The organism is Allobosea sp. ASV33 (genome assembly GCF_016428755.1).
Classification (GTDB): Bacteria; Pseudomonadota; Alphaproteobacteria; order Rhizobiales; family Beijerinckiaceae; genus Allobosea.
In genome coordinates this window covers 1-18,774 of sequence record NZ_JAELTI010000055.1, presented here as the reverse complement: position 1 = coordinate 18,774, position 18,774 = coordinate 1, and the positions used below count along the sequence as shown (strand labels likewise).

The window sequence follows — 18,774 nt, the reverse complement described above, 5'->3', positions numbered from 1 at the left end:
GAACGTTCCTGCTAACGAAGGGTTAAGGTCACCGTCGCGAGCGGCGAAAGCCTGGTCACGATCTCGCCTTTCCCGGGCGAGAGCACGCCGCCGCAGAGGCTGCCGGTGGTCACGATCTGACCGGCCTTGAGGCCGCCGAGATCGTCGCTCTTGCGGTTCGCCCAGGCAAGGAAAGGCGTCATCGGATCGCCGTTTCCGTGGACAGCCGGCTGGTCGTAGATCGTCACGCCGTTCAGCGAGATGAAGCAACCGAAGCCGGTGGGATCATCCAGCGTGGCGATGTCGAGCTCGGGGCCGATCACGTAGCCGCCATGGCCCATCGCGTCGGCGAGCCAGAGCGGGAATGCGACATTGCCGGACCAGTTGGCGAGGCGGCTCTCGACGATCTCGATGCCGAGATAGGCCTTGTCGCAATAGCCCAGCAGTTCGGCGCGCGAATAGGCCTGAGCAGGACGGAACGGCACATCGCGGGCGAGCCGAAGCGCGATCTCGATCTCGATCCGCAATTCGGCGCCGATCGCGCCCTCATAGACATCGCCAGGGGCCAGATAGGGCCCGGGCATCAGACCGGCAACCGCCGTGCCGTCCTCGGCGATGCCGACCTTCCAGCCGGCTTCGGGAAGGCCGAGCGCCTTGCCCACCGCCGCCTGCGCGATAAGCCCTTCTGACAGGGTCGCCGGGACCGGCAGGCTCGCGATCTCCACCAGCGAGCGCTCGCGGCGGGCCTTCACCAGCGCATCGCGCACGGTCTCGACGGTGGTCGGCATGGGATTTCCTCTGCATCCGGACGGCAAGCGTACCAGCCCTGCTATCGCAGCCGGCGGGATGCGACAAGGCAAGCCGGCGCAGCGGAGGCCGGCGCAGGCACCATGGAACCTCGCCGTAGCTTAGCGGTTCCCAGATCATGGCACAGATCACTCATCGCACCCGGCGAAGGCTGCTGCAGGGGTTCGCCGGTCTCGTCCTGTTCGGCTCCGCGGCCGGAGCACAGTCCGCCGTTCCGGCAGGTGAATTCGTGCGCCAGACCGCCATCGCACAGATGTTCGGCATGGAGACGGCGACATTGGCGCTGCACAAGAGCAATTCGCCCGCGATCAAGGATTTCGCGCATGATCTCGCCAGCCAACAGGGCGCGGTGACCAGCGGCCTGCGCCGCATCGTGGCGAAGCGCTCCGACATCGCCCTCCCCGACCGGCCGGACAGGCGCCATCTCGACCTGCTGCGCGATCTCACCGACAAACAGGGCGCGGCCTTCGACAACGCCTATGTCGAAGCCCAGCGCAGCGCGCATCACGAGGTCGCCGTGCTGATGGAGCGCTATGCCAACGAGGGCGACGACCCCGAACTGAAAAGCTTCGCCGCGCAGTCGCTGCCGGTGTTCCGCGAGCTCGATCGCAAGGCGCGGGAGCTGCCGGTTGGGCCTTAGGTCGCCTCAACCCTTCGACCGCCCTTCCGCCTCGCGCTCGTAGACAGCCAGGAAGGCCTTGCCCATCAGCGATGTCTCGCCGTCGATCAGCTTGCGGAGGGTGGTCGCGCGGATGGCCTGGAGCGCGGGATCATTCGGCAGGGCCGATGCGGCAAGCTCCGCCAAGGCCACAGCGAGGCGGTTCTGCCCCTGGCCTGCCAAGACTTCGGCGCGCTCGGCCAACTTGCGGGCGCCTCCGGCAAGCTCCGCCAGTTCGGCGGCCAGCTCTGCCGTGCGGGCCGGTTTGAGATGGGCCGCGTTGCCGTCGAACCAGCCCGCGTAGAAATGATAGATGCCGCGGACCAGGAACTCAGGATCGTCGTATTTCGGCAGCAGATAGGGCTTGGCGAGATAGCTCGCCGGGATCTTCACCTTGCTCAGGACGTCTTCGAGCGTCGCGCCCGCATTCATCAGCGCCAGCGTCTCGTGGACGAGATGCTCCAGCGCCTCGGCGCCGTCGCTCAGCATCCGCGCGACACGCTCCGCTCCGAAGACGACCGGGCCGTGGCCGGGGATGAGGATGTCCGGCTTGAGCGCCTCCATCCGCCGCAAGGCCTGCGCCCATTCAGCGGCATAGCGCTGGACCTTGCGCGGATTGCCCGCATTGGGGAACACCCAAATCACGAAATCGCCGCTCGCCAGCACGCGCCGCTCCGGCAGCCAGACGAAGGTCGCGTCATCGGTCTCGCCGCGGCCGTGGAAGAGTTCGAGCCGCTCCCCGCCGATCACGAGCGACAGGGTGTCGTCATAGACCTCGTCGGGGCGGCGCTGGCCGATCGGATAGACATAGCCAGGCATGTTGAACTGCTGGCCCTGCACCAGGCTGTTGAAGCCGTGCGAGTCGACATAGCGCTGCATGCGCCGCGCGACATTGCGATGGGCGACGATGCGCGGGCGCGGCCAGCCGCGCGCATCCGCCTCCTCGTCGATCAGCTTGATGCCGCTGGTATGGTCGATATGGCCGTGGGTGAAGATCACCGTGTGGATCGGGCCATCGTCCCAGGAGCGGATGACGTCGAGCGTCTGCCGGGCGGTGTCGGGCTTGGCCGTATCGATCAGGACGAGGCCTTCGCCCGTGCGGATCGCCGTGACGCTGCCGCAGAAGTAGGTGGTGTGGACGGTGATGATGTTGTCGTCCACCTGGGTGATCGCGCCATGCGAGACCGCAGCGGTCCATTCCTCCATCGCGGCGGAGCCATCCCAGAGGCGCTCGAATAACGGGTCCTGTTTCATCGGGGGGCTCCTCCGGCAACGCCCTTCCCATTTAGCATCATCGCTCGCGGACGACAGGCCGGCCCGGCCGCATGCTGACAGCCGGCGTCAGCGGCCGCCCGCCGCCATCCCCGGCAAAGCGGCAACCCCGGCCCCGTCATGCCCTGCCGCCTCTGGACATCCCGCCCCAAAGCCCGGCAAGAAGCGGGCGGACGCCGCGGCTTCAAGATCGCGCGTGAGAAACGTCCCGGAGGAGACAGGATATGAAATCGCTTTGGGTCATGGCCGCCGCGCTCGGCGTCTCGCTCAGCCTGCCGGCGCAGGCGCAGGACAAGGTCAAGCTGGTCGACGTCATTGAGTTGTCGGGCGCGGGCGCCGCCGCCGGCACCAACTGGAAGAACGGCGCCGACATGGCCGCCGCCGACATCAACGCCAAGGGCGGCATCCTCGGCAAGCCGGTCGAGATCGTCCATTACGACACGCAGACCAATCCGGGGAACACCCGCGCCGCCGTGCAGCGCGCCATCGACGAGAACGCCTATGCCATCCTCGGCCCCATCTTCTCGGGCCCGATCGGCGCCTCCATGCAGATCTCGCAGCGTGCCGAGATCGCCCAGATCGTCGGCGGCGAGGCGGCCGGCTTCACCCGCCAGGGCAACCCCTACATCTTCCGCACCTCGATCAGCCAGGCGGCTGCGATGCCGAAGATCGCCAAATACATGAAAGAGACGCTGAAGGCGGGCTCGATCGCCGTGGTCTGGGTCAATAACGACTTCGGCAAGGGCGGGCGCGACACCATCCTGCCCGAGCTCGAGAAGGCCGGCATCAAGGTCGCCGTCGACGTCTCGACCGAGCAGGGCCAGGCCGACTTCACCGCCGACGCCATCAAGGTGAAGAATGCCAATGCCGACGCCGTCTTCGTCTACCTGAACGAGGAGGAGAGCGCCCGCTTCCTGCGCGCCGCCAAGCAGCAGGGCATCACCAAGCCGATGATCGGCGAGACCACCCTGCTCGGCGCCAAGGTGCTGGAGCTCGCGGGCGACGCCGCCAATGGCGTCAAGGGCCATGTCGGCCTCTCGACCGACGCGCCGATCCCGGCCCTGCAGGATTTCGGCAAGCGCTATCGCGAGAAATACGGCTTCTCCTCCGACCATAACGGCGTGAAGGGCTATATGGCCGTCTTCATGGTGAAATGGGCGACCGAGAAGCAGAAGAAGCTCGACAAGAAGGGCGTCGCCGACACGCTGCGCGGCGCGACCATCAAGGCGAGCGAGGAGCCGGGCATCCTGATGGATACGGTGATCGAGCAGAACGGCGATCTCGACCGCGACAGCTTCCTCGCCGAAATCGTCAACGGCAAGCAGGTGATCAACACCACCCTGCCGCGGATCAAGCCGTAAGCAGGCAGCATACCCCCGACGTCATCCCGGGCGAGCAGCGCTCGACCCGGGATCCATCGAAGGGCGTCGCGGCTGCATGGATCCCGGAACTCCGCTTCGCTGCGTCCGGGATGACGCGCACTGATTGAATACGAAACGCTCTCCAACCGAGCGCACACCGCATGGCCGAATTCATCGCCTATCTCATCGCCGGCATCGCCACGGGCTCGATCTACGCGCTCGCCGCGATCGGCTTCACGCTGGTCTGGCAGACCTCGCAGACGATCAATTTCGCGCAGGGCGAGTTCGTCATGCTGCCGGCCGTTCTGATCCTGCTCGCGGTCAAGCTCTTCGGCCTGCCGCTCTGGGCCGGCGGCCTCATCGGCATCGCGGTGTTCCTGCTGATCTTCGGCGCGGGCTTCAAGCTCGTCGTCGTCGACCCGATGATCAAGCACGGCGTGCTCCCGCTCGCCATCGCCACCATGGCGCTCTCGATCATCATGAAGGAAGGCGCCAAGGACGGTTTCTCAGCGGAGGCGCAGAGCTTCCCCTCGCTGGTGCCGACCGACATGATCAACCTGCTCGGCGCATCGATCTCGCTCCAGCATCTCGCGATCATCGTCGTCGCCTTCGCCGCGATCGGCCTGCTGCAATGGTTCGTCGGCGGCACGCGGCTCGGCCGGCAGATGCAGGCGACGGCGCAGAACCCTACCGTCGCGCGCATTCTTGGCATTCCCGTCGAGCGGATGGTGCTGCTCACCTTCCTGCTCAATGCCGCGCTCGCGGTCGTGGCCTCGCTGTTGATCTCGCCGATCTATCTGGCGAAGTTCTCGAACGGCGAGACCATCGGCCTCTTCGCCTTCATCGCGGCCATCGTCGGCGGCTTCAACCAGGTGCGCGGGGCGCTTGTCGGCGGCATCCTGATCGGCGTCGCGGATTCGCTCGCAGCAGCCTATATCTCGACGCAGTATCGGCTGGCCGTGCCGCTGGTGCTGCTCGTCGCCATCATCCTGGTGAAGCCGGAGGGATTGATGGGTCGCAAGGAGGAGCGCCGCGTATGAGCGCTCCTGCCCTGCAGAATCCCGCGCCCCCGCGCCGCTCGGCCCGCCGGCTCGATGCCGCTCTAATCGGGCTCGTGCTCGGCGCCGTCATCCTCTGGTTCGCACCGGTCGGGATGGGGCGCTACGGCACCTATGTGCTTTCGCTCTGGCTCGTCATGAGCATCGGCGTGATGGGGCTGAACCTGACGCTGGGCTATGCCGGGCAGAGCTCGCTGGCGCAGGCCGCCTTCATGGGGCTCGGCGCCTATGCCACCGCGATCCTGACCACGAAATACGGGGTGAACTGGTATGCCGCCTTCGCGCTATCGGGCCTGCTGACCTTCGCGGTCGGGCTGCTGCTCGGCTTCCCGGCGCTGAGGGTGCGGACCCATTACCTCGCCTTCGTCACGCTCGCCTTCTCGACCCTGATCTGGCTCGTCATCCGCAACGAGCAATGGCTCACCGGGGGCGTCTACGGCATCTCCAACATCAACCGGCCGGACTTCGTCGGGATCAAGCTGTTCGGCGCGCTGGAATTCCACCGCTTCGTCGTGGTCGTGACGCTGATCCTGTCGCTGAAGCTGTGGTGGCTGGTCCGCTCGCCCTGGGGCCGCGCTTTCACGGCACTGCGTGAGAACCCCGTCCGCGCCGCGAGCCTCGGCATCGACACCCGCACTTACACGCTGCTCGCCTTCGCCATCGGCTCGGCTTATGGCGGCTTTGCCGGCTCGCTCTATGCGCCGCTGGTCGAGTTCATCGACCCCTCGCCCTTCTCGCTGTCGCAGAGCCTGTTCCTGCTGCTGATGGTGGTCGCGGGCGGCTCCGGCTATCTCTTCGGACCCTTCGTCGGCGCGCTGCTCGGCGTCGTGCTGCCGGAATGGCTGCGCTTCGCCGGCTCGCTCTACCTGATCATCTTCGCAGCGATCGTTCTCGCCTTGCTCGTCATCTGTCCGCAAGGCGTCTGCGGCCTGTTCGAACGCGGCTGGCATGCGCTCCGCAGCAAGACCGGAGGCGCGCGATGAGCCCGGTCCTCGAAGTCCACGACCTGCACAAGGCCTTCGGCGGCATCAAGGCCGTGAACGGCGTCTCGTTCTCGGTGAACGAGGGCGAGATTCTCGGCATCATCGGGCCGAATGGCTGCGGCAAGTCGACCCTGTTCAACTGCATTCTCGGCCAGCTCGAACCCACGCAAGGCGCGGTAAAGCTCGACGGCCAGAACGTCACCAACATGCGCCCGTCGGCGCTCAACCGCCTCGGCGTCAGCCGCACCTTCCAGCTCCTGCAGGTGTTCCCCGAACTCTCGGTGCGCGAGAACCTGATCCTCGCCGGGCAGGAGCATCAGGGCTCGATGCTCGGGCGCCTGTTCGGCGCGCGCGACGCCGGGCTCTCCGACAAGGCCAAGCAGATGATCGGCTTCTTCAAGCTCGGCCATCTCGCGGATGCCAAGGCCGGCGGCTTGTCCTACGGCCAGCAGAAGCTGCTCGATGCGGCGATGGCCTTCATGGCCGGGCCGCGCCTCGCGCTGCTCGACGAGCCGGCCGGCGGCGTGAACCTGACCATGCTGGGCGATCTCAAGGAGCGGCTGCGCGCCATCAATGCCGAGCAGGGCGCGACCTTCGTCGTCATCGAGCACAACATGGATTTCGTGATGTCGCTCTGCACGCGCGTGATCGTGCTGGCGGAGGGCAAGGTTCTGGCCGAGGGCACGCCGGCCGAGGTCCGCGCCAACCCGGCCGTGATCGAAGCCTATCTGGGTCACTGAGGAGCACGGTGATGAGCCCCCCCATCCTCGAACTCGACGGCGTGGTCGGCGGTTATGGCGCCATGACCATCCTGAACGGCACATCGTTCGCGGTGAAGAGCGGCGCGATCACGACCGTGATCGGCCCGAACGGCGCCGGCAAGTCGACGGTGTTCAAGGCGATCTTCGGCCTGCTCAAGCTGCGCGAGGGCCGCATACGCTTCGATGGGCGGGACATCAGCGGGTGGAACCAGCGCAAGCTGCTCGAAGCCGGCATCTGCTATGTGCCGCAGGGGCGCAACATCTTCCCGGAGCTCTCGGTGCGCCACAATATCGAGCTGGGCACGGTCGCCGCCGGCTCGGGGATCAGCGACATGCCGCAGCGGCTGGAGGCGGCGCTCGACCGCTTCCCGGCGCTTCGCGCCAAGGCCGAACAGCAGGCCTCGACCTTGTCGGGGGGCGAGCAGAAGCAGCTCGAAATCGTGCGCGGGCTGCTGCTCGATCCCAAGCTCGTGCTGATCGACGAGCCCTCGATCGGCCTCTCGCCGCTGATGGTGCAGGAGACCTTCGGCATCCTGAAAGACCTGCGCGCAAAGGGCGTCTCGATCCTGATGGTCGAGCAGAACGCCCGCTCGGCTCTGGAAATCTCCGACGAGGGGCTGGTGCTCGAACTCGGCCGCACGCGCATGCAGGGCCCGGCGGCGGAGATCCTCGCCGATCCGCGTATCGGCCAGCTTTTCCTCGGCGGCACACTGACCGACGCGGCCTGAATTTCCTCGCCGTCATTCCGGACAAGCCGCGTCAGCGGCGCCGATCCGGAATCCAGCGAAGAACGCCGCGTTTTATGATGGATTCCGGGTCTCCGCTTCGCTGCGCCCGGAATGACGGGAACAGTCGCGCCATTCCGCTTTGACAGCGGCGCCCTCTCCTGACGGGATAGCGACGAATACCGAGACCGGAGCCACACGCCCCATGAAGATTCGCGCCGCCGTCCTGAACGCAAGCCCGGTTGCGGCGCCCTATGCGCAAAGCCGCCCGCTGCGGATCGAGGAGCTCGACCTCGCCCCGCCCGGCCGCGACGAAGTTCTGGTCCGTATCCGTGCCGCGGGCCTCTGCCATTCCGATCTCTCGGTGATCGACGGCAACCGTCTGCGCCCGGTGCCGATGGTGCTCGGCCACGAGGCTGCCGGCGAGGTGGTCGAGACCGGCGAAGGCGTCGACGATCTGAAGCCCGGCGACCGCGTCGTGATGGTGTTCGTGCCATCCTGCGGGCATTGCGCGCCCTGCGCCGAGGGCCGCCCTGCCCTCTGCGAACCCGGCAATGCCGCCAACGGGCGCGGCGAGATGCTGGGCGGCGGACGCAGGCTCTCGGTCGCCGGCCAGCCGGTGCATCACCATATCGGCGTCTCCGCCTTCGCCGAGCATGCGGTGATCTCGCGCCGTTCGCTGGTCAAGATTGAGGCCGATATCCCGCATGAGATCGCCGCCCTGTTCGGCTGCGCCGTGCTGACCGGCGTCGGCGCCGCCGTGAACACGGCGCGGATCAAGGCCGGCGAGACGGTCGCGGTGGTCGGGCTCGGCGGCGTCGGGCTCTCGGCCCTGCTCGGCGCCATCGCCTGCGGCGCCTCGCGCGTCGTCGCCGTCGATCTCGCGCAGGACAAGCTCGATCTGGCGCTGGCGCTTGGCGCGACCGATGCATTCAAGGCCGACACGCCCGATGCGGTCGAAGCGATCCGGCAGGCGACCAAGGGTGGTGTCGATCACGGGCTGGAAATGGCCGGCTCGGTCAAGGCACTCGATCTCGCCTACCAGATCACAAGGCGCGGCGGCACGACGACGACGGCTGGCCTCGCCAACCCCGCCCATACGCTCTCGCTCTCGCCAGTGAGGCTGGTCGCGGAGGAGCGAACGCTGAAGGGCTCCTATGTCGGCTCCTGCGTGCCCTCGCGCGACATCCCGCGCTTCATCGAGCTCTATCAGCGCGGGCGGCTGGCCGTGGACAAGCTCTGGACCAGTTCGGGCAGTCTCGACGAGATCAACGAAGGTTTCGACGCGCTCAACGAAGGCCGCACGATCCGGCACATCGTCAGAATGTGAGGCGGCTCGCAGCAAGCCTGAAACAAGCGGCCGTTTCCTTGCTACGCCAAAGACATGACGCCCGCTCATGAGATGTTGATTCAAGCCGCGCGTCGCTTCGCGATGCCGTATGCCAAGCTGTCGAGAGAGCACCTCCCGCGCCAACCCGCCGCCCGCGTTTGACTTGGCCGCGGCGCGGCGCTCTTCCTCTCCCGACTACTGAGGGAATACCGATGTCGAATGCGCTGGAAGGTATCGTCGTGGTCGCGCTGGAGCAGGCGGTCGCCGCGCCTGTCGCGAGCTGCAAGCTCGCCGATGCCGGTGCGCGCGTCATCAAGCTGGAGCGGCCGGAGGGCGATTTCGCCCGTGGCTATGACGGTTTCGCCAAGGGGCAGTCCTCCTATTTCGTCTGGATCAACCGGGGCAAGGAATCCTGCCGGGTCGACCTGCGGCAGCCGGAGGATCTCGCGCTGGTCGAAGCCATGATCGCCTCGGCCGATATCTTCATCCAGAACCTGGCGCCCGGCGCCACTGAGCGGCTCGGGCTCGGCAGCGCCACACTCCGGCAGCGCCATCCGCGCCTCATCACCTGCGACATCTCCGGCTATGCGCCGGGCACGCCACATGAGCGGCGCAAGGCCTATGACCTGCTGATCCAGGCGGAATCGGGCCTCTCAGCCATCACCGGCACGGCCGAATCCGGCCCTTCGCGCATCGGCGTCTCGATCGCCGATATCGCGACCGGACAGGCCGCCTATGCCGCGATCCTCGAAGCGCTCCTGAAGCGGGCACGCACCGGCGCGGGCTCCGCGATCGCGCTCTCGCTGTTCGACACGCTCGCCGAATTGATGAACGTGCCCTATCTCACGCGCCGCTATGGCGGCATCGAGCCGGCACGCGTCGGGCTCGCCCATCCCTCGATCGCGCCTTACGGCGTGTTCTCGCTGCTCGATGGCGAGGTGCTGGTCTCGATCCAGAGCGAGCGGGAATGGCAGGTCTTCGCCCGCGACGTGCTGGAAAGTCCGGAGCTGGCCGCCGATCCGCGCTTCGCCTCGAATGTGCTGCGGGTGAAAGACCGTAAAGCGCTCGACGAAGAGGTGCAGGCGAGGCTCGGCCGGCGGCGCTTCGCGGATGTCGCTGCCGCGCTCGATCGCCACGCGATCGCCTATGGGACCGCCTCCAGCGTCGGCGGGCTGATCGACCATCCGGCTGCGACCGCCCTGCCCGTCCCGACACCGAACGGCCCGGTCGAGGTGTTGGCGCCGTCGGCGGTCGTCGATGGACAGCGCGTCGCGATGCGGCCGGTGCCGGCGCTCGGCCAGCACGACGCGGCGTTGCGTGCCGAATTCATCCGAAAGATAGAAGCGAAATCCGCTTGAGCGGAACGGTCGCGCCGGATCGAGGAAAGGTTTCCATGAGCATCGACATCGCCCACCTCGTCGGCTGGACCGGCAAAACCGAGGAAGCGCAGGACATCGTCACGCCACGCCTGGTGCGGAGCTTCGCCGCCACCTTCGGTCGCCATCTCGCGCCTCACGGAGCAGGCGAAGTGCCGCTCGCGTTGCACTGGTGCCTGGCACCACCGATCTCGGACATAGAAGCGTCCGGCCCCGACGGCCACGCCGCCAAAGGAGAGTTCCTGCCGCCGGTGCCGCTGCCGCGGCGGATGTGGGCCGGCGGACGGATCGAGACGCTGGCACCATTGCGCGAGGGCGATCGCGTCACCCGGCATTCCCGCATCGGCGACATCGCCTACAAGGAGGGGCGCAGCGGCCCGCTCTGCTTCGTCGCGGTCCATCATGACTATGCGACCGAGCGCGGCATCGCACTGCGCGAGCGACACGACATCGTCTATCGCGAGGCGGCGCAGCCCGGCGCCTCTCCTGCCGGAGCGCCCGGCCCGGTCGCCGATGGCGAGCCCGCCGATCTCACCTGGGAGGTCGAAGGCAGCCCGCTGCTGCTGTTCCGCTACTCTGCACTGACCTTCAACGGCCATCGCATCCACTACGATTTCCCCTATGTGACGGGGATGGAAGGCTATGCCGGGCTCGTCGTGCATGGACCGATCCAGGCGACGCTGATCGCCAATATCATCGCGACGCTGACGGAGGGCGCGCCGGTCCGGCTCGACTATCGCGGCCTCAATCCGCTGATCGCCGGCGACATCTTCCGGGTGAAGGCGAAGCGGCAGGCCGATGGCAGCGTCAGGGGCTGGACCGAGGGCGTGGACGGGCGCGTGCGCATGGAGGGCGTCCACCGCCCGGCGTGAACGCTTCGTGCAGGCCCGTCGATCCGGGTTCTTGCCCTCTCCGTTCACCATCTTTCGAATGTCGGGCGGGCCCGGCATCTTCCCTGTGTCACGGCCGCGCCGCAATGCTAACGTCCTGTCCCGGCAAGGGCAGTGGGAGCCGGGCATGGCACAGGATCGTCGTCTCAACCGTCGCGAGACGCTCAAGGCCGGGGCCGCGATCGCCGCCTGCGCCGCCCTGCCCGGGGCGGCCGCCGCGCAGGCGCCGGCAAAGCTGAAGCTTCGCGTGCTCGAGACCACCGATCTCCACGTCAATGTCGTGCCTTACGACTATTTCCGCGACGGCCCGGACGACACCGTCGGCCTCGCCAAGACCGCGAGCCTGATCAAGGCGGCCCAGAGCGACGTGAAGAACAGCCTGCTCTTCGACAACGGCGATTTCCTGCAGGGCTCCTCGCTCGGCGACTACATCGCCTACAAGAAGGGGCTGAAAGCCGGCGAGACCCATCCGATGCTCGCCGCGATGAATGCCCTGCCCTATCTCTGCGGCACGCTCGGCAACCATGAGTTCAACTACGGGCTGGACTTCCTCGACCACGGGCTCGCCAAGGCGGAATTCCCGATGGTCTGCGCCAATGTCGAGCGCGCCGGCGGCGGCCCGCTGGTCGATGCCTGGCGCCTGTTCGAGCAGAGCTTCGAGGACGAGGCCGGCAATAGGCATGTCCTTCAGATCGGCGTGATCGGCTTCGTGCCGCCGCAGATCATGCAATGGGACAAGGGCAATCTCGACGGCAAGATCGTCGCGACCGACATCGTCGACGCCGCCGAAAAGCATATGCCGGACCTGCTCGACGCCCAGCCCGACCTCGTGATCGCCCTTTGCCATTCCGGCATCGCCGGAGGCACGCGGCGCGGCATGGAGGAGAACGCCGCGCTGCATCTCTCGAAGATCGACGGCATCGACGTCATCCTGACCGGCCACCAGCATCTGGTCTTTCCCGGCGGCAAGTCCTTCGACGGCATTGCCGGCGTCGACAACGTCAAAGGCTCGCTCAACGGCAAGCCGGCCTGCCAGCCCGGTTTCTGGGGCTCGCATCTCGGTATCGTCGATCTCGACCTGGAAAAGCGCGGCGAGCGCTGGACCATCGCCGATTTCAAGGTCGAGGCGAAGCCCATCTACGAGCGGATGCCCGATCGCAGGATCGTTCCCAAGGCCACCGCCGAGCCGGCGATCCTGGCGGCGGTCAAGACCGACCACGAGGCGACGCTGGCCTATATGCGCGAGCCGGTCGGCAGCACGGCGGCACCGATCAATTCCTATTTCGCGCTGGTGGCGGACGATCCGTCGATCCAGATCGTCGCGGAGGCGCAGATCGCCTATGCTAGGCCGCTGATGGCGCAGACGCGCTGGAAGAACCTGCCGATCTTGTCGGCGGCGGCGCCGTTCAAGTCCGGCGGGCGTTCCGGTCCCTCCTTCTACACCGATATTCCCGCCGGCCCGCTGGCGCTGAAGAACATCGCCGACATCTATCTCTACCCGAATACGGTGCAGATCGTGAAAGTCAGCGGCGCGGACGTAAGGGAATGGCTGGAGCGCTCCGCCGGCGTCTTCAACCGCATCGACTTGGCAAAGAGCGAAGAGCAGCCGTTGATCAACCCGGCCTTCCCCGCCTTCAATTTCGACGTGATCGACGGCGTGACCTATCGGATCGATGTCACGCAAGCCTCGCGCTACGACAACGACGGCAAGCTCGTCGCAGCCGAAGCGCACCGGATCCGCGACCTCGCCTTCGCCGGCCAGCCGATCGACGAGAAGGCGGAATTCCTCATCGTTACAAATAATTACCGTGCCGGAGGCGGCGGCAACTTCCCGGGCACGAAGACCACGGTTGTGCTGGAGGCGCCCGACCTCAACCGCGACGTGGTCGTGCGCCATATCCTCGGCAAGAAGACGATCGACCCGAAAGCCGACGGCAACTGGTCGCTCGCGCCGCTGCCGCCCCGCGTCGACGTGACCTTCCTGACCTCTCCGGCAGCAGCCGGCAAGCTGCCCCCGGGCCTGAAGGCGGAGCCTGCGGGAGACGACCCCGAAGGTTTCGCCAAGTACCGGCTGCGCGGCTGACTGTGCGGCATCGACGGCAAGTTATAATTTGTCGGCGAAACCTCCGAAGCGACATACAGTTCTTTAATAGATTTTTAGCGAGGATAGCCGCTAGGCCGGGCGACAAACAGACATAGACAGTGACGGGACGCCTGATGATCGTCGACGTTCATGAGAACGACAGCGCGATGAAATCGGAGCTTGTGGCGGCGCTTTATGCCACGCCCGGAACGATCTTCATCGGCACCGTCACGGTGGCAGCGGTGATGGCCGCGAGCGCCCTGCTGACGGGCGACCTGGCGTTCCACGCCATGGCCGCGGCCATGGTCGCGATCGGCCTGTTCCGCTACCTGTCTCACCGTTACTACAAGGGCGTTCATCTCGGCTCTGCCAGCGAAAGCCAGATCGGTACGCTTGAAAATCTCGCCATGGCCGGCGCCTGGTCGACGGCCGCCCTGATCTCGGGCTTCGGCTGCTACGCCGTCCTGCGCTATACCTATGAGCCTGTCGCCGCGCTCGCGATCGCCCAGACGATCGGCTATCTCGCCGGGATTTCCGGGCGCAACAGCTCGCGGCCGGTGATCACCCGCGTGCAGGTGCTGGCGGCCGCGATGCCGTTCACCTTCGCCCTGCTCTGGACGCGGGATCCGGCTTATCTGGTGATCGGGCTCTCGGTCCTGCTCACCACCGTCCTGACCTTCTCCAGCGCCCAGGTGATTCACGAGATTTTCCTCGCAAGGCTGCGCACGATGCGCGAGCTGGAGCATCTGGCGGTCAACGACACGATCACCAGCCTCTACAACCGCCGCGGCTTCATGCGGGAAATCCGGCAGATGGCCGCGTCGGGCCTCCCGGTGACGCTGATCTCGATCGACATCGACCGTTTCAAGAGCATCAACGACAGCCTCGGCCACGATATCGGCGATGCGCTGCTGCAGGGCTTCAGCGAGACGCTGATCGCCGAGCTCGGCGTCGGCGACATCGCCGCACGCACCGGCGGCGACGAGTTCATGGTCGCGACCTCGCGCGACGCCGAAGGGTCGAGCGCGCTTGCCGCCCGCCTGGTCATGATGCTCGCCAGCCAGCGCGTCATCGGTGGGCGCCATGTCACCGCCACGGCCAGCATGGGCATCGCGCCCGCCGGCTGCGCCGCCTCGATCGACGAGGCCCTGAAATGCGTCGACATCGCCCTCTACCGGGCCAAGCTCGACGGGAGGAACCGTTTCGTCATGTACACCGATGCCATCCGCAACGAGCATGAAGACGGCGTGGCGCTCGAAACGGAACTGCGCGACGCCATCCGCCGCGGCGAGTTCGAGCTGTATTTCCAGCCGATCTACAATCCCCGCTCCGGCACGGCGACGATGGCAGAGGCGCTGCTGCGCTGGCGCCATCCGCGGCGCGGCATGGTCAGCCCCGATATCTTCATCCCGCTGGCCGAGCGCACCGGGCTCATCACCGTGCTCGGCTCCTGGGTGCTCGGCGAGGCGATCCGCACCGCGTTGTCCTGGCCGCGCAGCGTCGGCGTCAGCGTCAACGTCTCGGCCCGCCAGTTCGACCATGGCCATGACATCGTCGGCGTCGTCGAAGCGCTGCTGCGGATGAGCGGCATCGAGCCGCAACGGCTGACGATCGAGATCACCGAGAGCTCGCTGATCGACGACCCCGACCATGTCGTCTCCCGTCTCGTGGCGCTGCGCGCCCTCGGCGTGCGGATCGCGCTCGACGATTTCGGCACGGGCTATTCGTCGCTCAGCTATCTCGCACATCTGCCGATCGACACGATCAAGATCGACCAGGCCTTCACCCAGGAGATCGGCACCTCGCGCAAGGCGGATTCGCTGATGAACGCGATCGCCCAGCTCGCCCATGACCTGAAGCTGCGCCTGATCATCGAGGGCGTCGAGACGCAGGAGCAGCTTACCATCATCGAGAAGCACGCCGTCCACGGCATTCAGGGCTACATCTTCGCCCGGCCGATGACAGCGGGCGATTTACTGCCCATGATCGGCAATCGTGTCGCGACGGGGCGGATGGGGTCGGCGCGCTCGCGCTCCGGCTCGCGCAAGCCGGGGCGCTACAGCCAGGTTGCCTGACGCCCCGGACGCATACGATCGCGCGAGCCGGAGGCCTTGATGCAGCGCCCGAACTATCCGAGCGGGAAGGATCTGCTGAGCGCCGATGCCGTTTCGCGCTTCGACCTCGACGACATCATCGCGCGCGCCGAACGGCATCTGCACGAGGAAGAGCTCGAAAAGGCCGGCCTGCCCCTGCCCGAGCAGCCGCCGGCCCCGCGCCGCCGGCCGAAGGTGATCGCCACGCTGTTCGACCAGCGCAGCACGCGCACACGCCTCGGCTTCCAGTCCGCGGCCGCGCGGCTCGGCCACCAGTCGATCGACGCCTATGACACCGATCGCAGCCGGATGGGCACGGCCACGGGCGAATCGATCGAGGACCATATCCACACGGTCGAGCTCTACAGCGATCTGCTGATCGTGCGCTCGCATCTGGAGGACATGCCCTATCGTGTCGGGCGCCTGAGCTATCTGCCGGTGATCAATGCCGGCAATGGCGCCGACGAGCACCCGACCCAGGCGCTGATCGACATCTTCGCGATCCGACAGATGCGCGGCCCGATCGAGACGCTCAGCATCGCCCTGTCGAGCGATTCGCGGGCGCGCTTCGCCATCTCCTTCGTGAAGATGCTGCGCCTCTCGCCGCCGAAGCGCTTCACGCTGTGCTGCCTGCCCGACACCCCGATCAACCCGGCGATGCGGGAGGCGATGACCGTGCTCGCCGATCTCGGCACGCAGGTCGGCCTCGTGCACGAGATCCGCCATACGCTCGACCATGACGTGCTCAGCATCCAGATGCAGGACATGAGCAAATTCGCCCACGCCTCCCTTGGCAACGAGGCGGTGGACAAGGAAAAAGAAAGCGAACCCTTCACCCTGACCGCCCGCAAGGTCCTGGATGCCCGTTCCGACACGCTGATCCTCAACCCTCTTCCGCGCTTCTCGGAGCTCGACACCTCATGCGACAGCCTCCCGAACGCAGGCTATTTCCGCCAGGTCCAGCTGTCCGTGCCGATGCGAATGGCCATCCTGGAGCGCATGCTGCTGGGGATACCTTGGACGGGGCAGGCAGAGGCTTTCCGGCCTTCCTCGGGTGGATGAGCGCCTATCTCGCGTCCTATCTCGCGATCGCCGTCTCCATCCGCCTGCTGTCCGGCTATCTCACCGTCATCGAGATCGGGCTCTTGCGCTCGGTCGGCAGCCTTGCCATCGCAGCCTCCGCGGTCTGGGCGGGCGGGGCCGAGCAGCGACGCGATGTGCTGCCGCCCAAACTGCGCGAGGATGTCGTCCGCAGCGTCCTGCATCTCGCCGGCTCGCTCGCGCTGATCTGGAGCCTGGCGCATCTGCCGCTCGCGCTCGTTACCACCATCGAGTTCTCAGGCCCGCTCTTCGCAGCCGTGCTGCTCCTGCTGGTCCTGCGCCGCCGGCCCGGCCTCGGGCCGGCGATCGGCCTCGCCCTGCTCGCGACCGGGATCGGTCTCCTGGTCTTCCGGCTGGACGCGGTCCCCAATCGCGACATCGCCATCGCCATCGGCGCCGTCGCGATGCTGACCACCACCAATCTCATGCTGGCGCGGCTCGCGGCGCAGCGCAGCACGCTCTCGATCGTGCTGCTGATGCACGCGATCCAGCTGCCGCTCTACCTGCTGCTCTGGCTCTTCGTGCCGGAACAGTGGTCGCCGCCACCACAGCCCTACCGGCTGGCCTTCGCGCTGCCCGAGCTTGCCGTGATCGGCGGCGCCGTGCTCGCGCTCATCGTCGGCGGCTTCGTCTCGCAGGCCGCGCTCGCCAATGCCTCGCGCCATGCTTCGCCGCTGCAGCTTTGCAGCGCCGACACCCTGCGCGTCCCGCTGATCACCTTCGCGGCCTATCTTCTGCTGGCGGAACTGCCACCGGCGGAACTTCTTCTGCCGGGGCTCTGGGTGCTCTGCGGCGTCGTCATCACCAGCCTGCCGGTGTCAGTGGCTGCGAAGCTGCGCCCGGAGCAGGCCGGGCGCGCTTGATGCTGCCGATCAGGGCGCGATCTCGAAGATCACGTTGACCTGCGTCCGGTAGGTGTTCTCGCCGCTCTCGAGGGGGACGGAAGCGTCCTTGGCCGCCATGCGCAGCGCGCCGCCGTAAGGCATCGGGCGCGGCATGCTGGACTGCTCCTCGATCGAAAGAATCTTGCCGAGCTTGACCTCGGCAGCCTCGGCCAGGGTCTTCGCCCGCGCCACGGCATCGGCGACGGCGCGCTTGCGCGCCTCGGTCAGCGTCGGCTTCATGTCGTCCTTGACGAAGGCGATGCCGCCGCCCTGGTTGACGCCGAGCCCCACGACCTTGTCGAGGATGCCGCCGGCGTCAGCGAGATTGCGGACCCGGACGGTCAGCGCATTGCTGACGCTATAGCCCGCGATCTTGGGCTCGCCGGCGCGGTCCTTGCCCGGCTGGGCGTAGCGCGGCTGGATATTGAGGCCCGCGGTCTGGAGATCGCGCTCGGCGATGCCGGCCTCCCTCAGGGCGGCCAGCACCTGCTTCATCGCCTCGTTATTGGCGGTGAGCGCCGCGCGCGCCGTATCCGCCTCGCGCAGGACGCTGAGATTGAGGATCGCCATGTCCGGCGCGACATTCACCTCGCCCTCCCCGATCACGCTGATGCGCGGGCTGGGACGCCGGCCGGCATCCTCCTGAGCCGTGGCGGACGTAACCGGCAACATCGCGGCAGCGATCAGAGCGGTTCCGGCCAAGGCGGGGACGAAGAGGTTAGACATCGTGACTCCTGAAAATTCCGCGGCCGAACGGCCGTAACGATGCCAAAGCGCCCGATGATGTCGAAATTATCACGGTGCGGGGGCGATCAGCGCGAGCTCCCCTGGTGGCGCGGATCAGCTCCTCCTCGCAACTGGCAATGTACCGCAGGGATCAATCATGACGGAGATTTAACTTTCGCACGGCGCCCGCGCCCCCTAGATTAGAATAAATCTAATCTTTGGACGCCCCAATGACCGCATCTCCCATCCGCCCGATCGTTCCCGCCGCCTATGACGCGGTCTCCCGATCGCTGCACTGGAGCATGGCCGCGCTCATCGTGGTTGCCTTCGCTCTCGGCCTCACCGTCGATCTCTTTCCAAAGAGCTGGGATCATGCGCTTGTTGAGACCCACAAGGTCATCGGGACGGCGATCCTGCTCCTGCTGTTCGCTCGCTTCGGATGGCGCCTGACGCACCGGGCGCCGCCTCCGGAGGAAGGTCCGGCGATTCTCGCTCTCGCGGCACGGGCAGGCCATGCCGCGCTCTACCTCGCCATGCTGATCGTGCCCGTCCTCGGGCTGGTCTATGCGGTCAGGCGCGGACAAGGCCTGGATTTCGGCCTGTTCGCCTTGCCGCCACTCCAGGCGGCGGAGCCGCGCGCCATCACACGCCCGATCCGCACCTGGCACGAATGGGCCGCCTATGCGC

The 18,774-nt window shown here is 66.9% G+C and carries 17 protein-coding genes; 14 read left to right on the top strand and 3 right to left on the bottom strand.

Features of this window, described 5'->3' with window-relative positions; translation table 11 throughout:
* Positions 1 to 11: 11 nt before the first annotated feature.
* Positions 12 to 767, bottom strand: coding sequence for a hypothetical protein (locus JHD80_RS16480; protein ID WP_199089403.1), 756 nt, complete (start codon positions 765 to 767; stop codon positions 12 to 14).
* A gap of 137 nt (positions 768 to 904) precedes the next feature.
* Between JHD80_RS16480 and JHD80_RS16475 the strand changes: the two genes are divergently transcribed.
* Positions 905 to 1,426: a DUF4142 domain-containing protein gene (locus tag JHD80_RS16475; RefSeq protein WP_199089401.1), complete on the top strand. Its 522-nt coding sequence runs from the start codon at positions 905 to 907 to the stop codon at positions 1,424 to 1,426.
* A 6-nt stretch (positions 1,427 to 1,432) separates the two neighbouring features.
* Here JHD80_RS16475 and JHD80_RS16470 read toward each other — a convergent pair whose 3' ends face one another.
* Positions 1,433 to 2,698, bottom strand: a complete 1,266-nt coding sequence (locus JHD80_RS16470; protein ID WP_199089399.1) for an alkyl sulfatase dimerization domain-containing protein — start codon at positions 2,696 to 2,698, stop codon at positions 1,433 to 1,435.
* A 242-nt stretch (positions 2,699 to 2,940) separates the two neighbouring features.
* Here JHD80_RS16470 and JHD80_RS16465 point away from each other — a divergent pair, with 242 nt between their 5' ends.
* The 12 genes from JHD80_RS16465 (at position 2,941) to JHD80_RS16410 (ending at position 17,340) form a co-directional block, all read left to right on the top strand.
* Positions 2,941 to 4,077 carry an ABC transporter substrate-binding protein gene (locus JHD80_RS16465; RefSeq protein ID WP_199089387.1) on the top strand — a complete coding sequence of 379 codons (1,137 nt, stop codon included), beginning with the start codon at positions 2,941 to 2,943 and terminating at the stop codon, positions 4,075 to 4,077.
* Between the two features lie 161 nt (positions 4,078 to 4,238).
* A complete protein-coding gene (locus JHD80_RS16460) occupies positions 4,239 to 5,117 on the top strand; it encodes a branched-chain amino acid ABC transporter permease (RefSeq protein WP_199089385.1) in 879 nt (292 codons plus the stop codon).
* Positions 5,114 to 6,118, top strand: coding sequence for a branched-chain amino acid ABC transporter permease (locus JHD80_RS16455; protein ID WP_199089383.1), 1,005 nt, complete (start codon positions 5,114 to 5,116; stop codon positions 6,116 to 6,118). Before JHD80_RS16460 ends, JHD80_RS16455 begins: the two co-directional genes overlap by 4 nt.
* Complete coding sequence (locus JHD80_RS16450; RefSeq protein ID WP_199089381.1) at positions 6,115 to 6,858, top strand: ABC transporter ATP-binding protein; 744 nt, start codon at positions 6,115 to 6,117, stop codon at positions 6,856 to 6,858. The genes JHD80_RS16455 and JHD80_RS16450 overlap by 4 nt, the downstream gene beginning before the upstream one ends.
* Before the next feature lie 11 nt (positions 6,859 to 6,869).
* Positions 6,870 to 7,607, top strand: a complete 738-nt coding sequence (locus JHD80_RS16445; RefSeq protein WP_199089379.1) for an ABC transporter ATP-binding protein — start codon at positions 6,870 to 6,872, stop codon at positions 7,605 to 7,607.
* A gap of 202 nt (positions 7,608 to 7,809) precedes the next feature.
* Positions 7,810 to 8,934 (top strand): zinc-dependent alcohol dehydrogenase family protein, encoded by a 1,125-nt coding sequence (locus JHD80_RS16440; RefSeq protein WP_199089377.1) that lies wholly within the window; start codon positions 7,810 to 7,812, stop codon positions 8,932 to 8,934.
* Positions 8,935 to 9,146: 212 nt separating this feature from the next.
* Positions 9,147 to 10,292, top strand: a complete 1,146-nt coding sequence (locus tag JHD80_RS16435) for a CaiB/BaiF CoA transferase family protein (RefSeq protein WP_199089375.1) — start codon at positions 9,147 to 9,149, stop codon at positions 10,290 to 10,292.
* A 35-nt stretch (positions 10,293 to 10,327) separates the two neighbouring features.
* Positions 10,328 to 11,182, top strand: coding sequence for an HTD2 family dehydratase (locus JHD80_RS16430; protein ID WP_199089374.1), 855 nt, complete (start codon positions 10,328 to 10,330; stop codon positions 11,180 to 11,182).
* A gap of 145 nt (positions 11,183 to 11,327) precedes the next feature.
* On the top strand, positions 11,328 to 13,283 hold the full coding sequence (locus tag JHD80_RS16425; protein ID WP_199089372.1) for a bifunctional 2',3'-cyclic-nucleotide 2'-phosphodiesterase/3'-nucleotidase: 1,956 nt from the start codon (positions 11,328 to 11,330) through the stop codon (positions 13,281 to 13,283).
* A 134-nt stretch (positions 13,284 to 13,417) separates the two neighbouring features.
* Positions 13,418 to 15,358, top strand: coding sequence for a putative bifunctional diguanylate cyclase/phosphodiesterase (locus JHD80_RS16420; protein WP_199089369.1), 1,941 nt, complete (start codon positions 13,418 to 13,420; stop codon positions 15,356 to 15,358).
* 39 nt (positions 15,359 to 15,397) lie between these two features.
* Complete coding sequence (locus JHD80_RS16415) at positions 15,398 to 16,438, top strand: aspartate carbamoyltransferase (RefSeq protein ID WP_199089367.1); 1,041 nt, start codon at positions 15,398 to 15,400, stop codon at positions 16,436 to 16,438.
* Positions 16,435 to 17,340 (top strand): hypothetical protein, encoded by a 906-nt coding sequence (locus JHD80_RS16410; RefSeq protein WP_199089365.1) that lies wholly within the window; start codon positions 16,435 to 16,437, stop codon positions 17,338 to 17,340. The genes JHD80_RS16415 and JHD80_RS16410 overlap by 4 nt, the downstream gene beginning before the upstream one ends.
* A gap of 9 nt (positions 17,341 to 17,349) precedes the next feature.
* Here the strand turns inward: JHD80_RS16410 and JHD80_RS16405 are convergent, their stop codons facing one another.
* Positions 17,350 to 18,087 (bottom strand): SIMPL domain-containing protein, encoded by a 738-nt coding sequence (locus JHD80_RS16405; RefSeq protein WP_199089363.1) that lies wholly within the window; start codon positions 18,085 to 18,087, stop codon positions 17,350 to 17,352.
* A 230-nt stretch (positions 18,088 to 18,317) separates the two neighbouring features.
* On the opposite strand from JHD80_RS16405, the gene JHD80_RS16400 reads away from it, so the two are divergent.
* On the top strand, positions 18,318 to 18,774 hold a 457-nt coding region (locus tag JHD80_RS16400), incomplete at its 3' end, for a cytochrome b (RefSeq protein ID WP_199089361.1).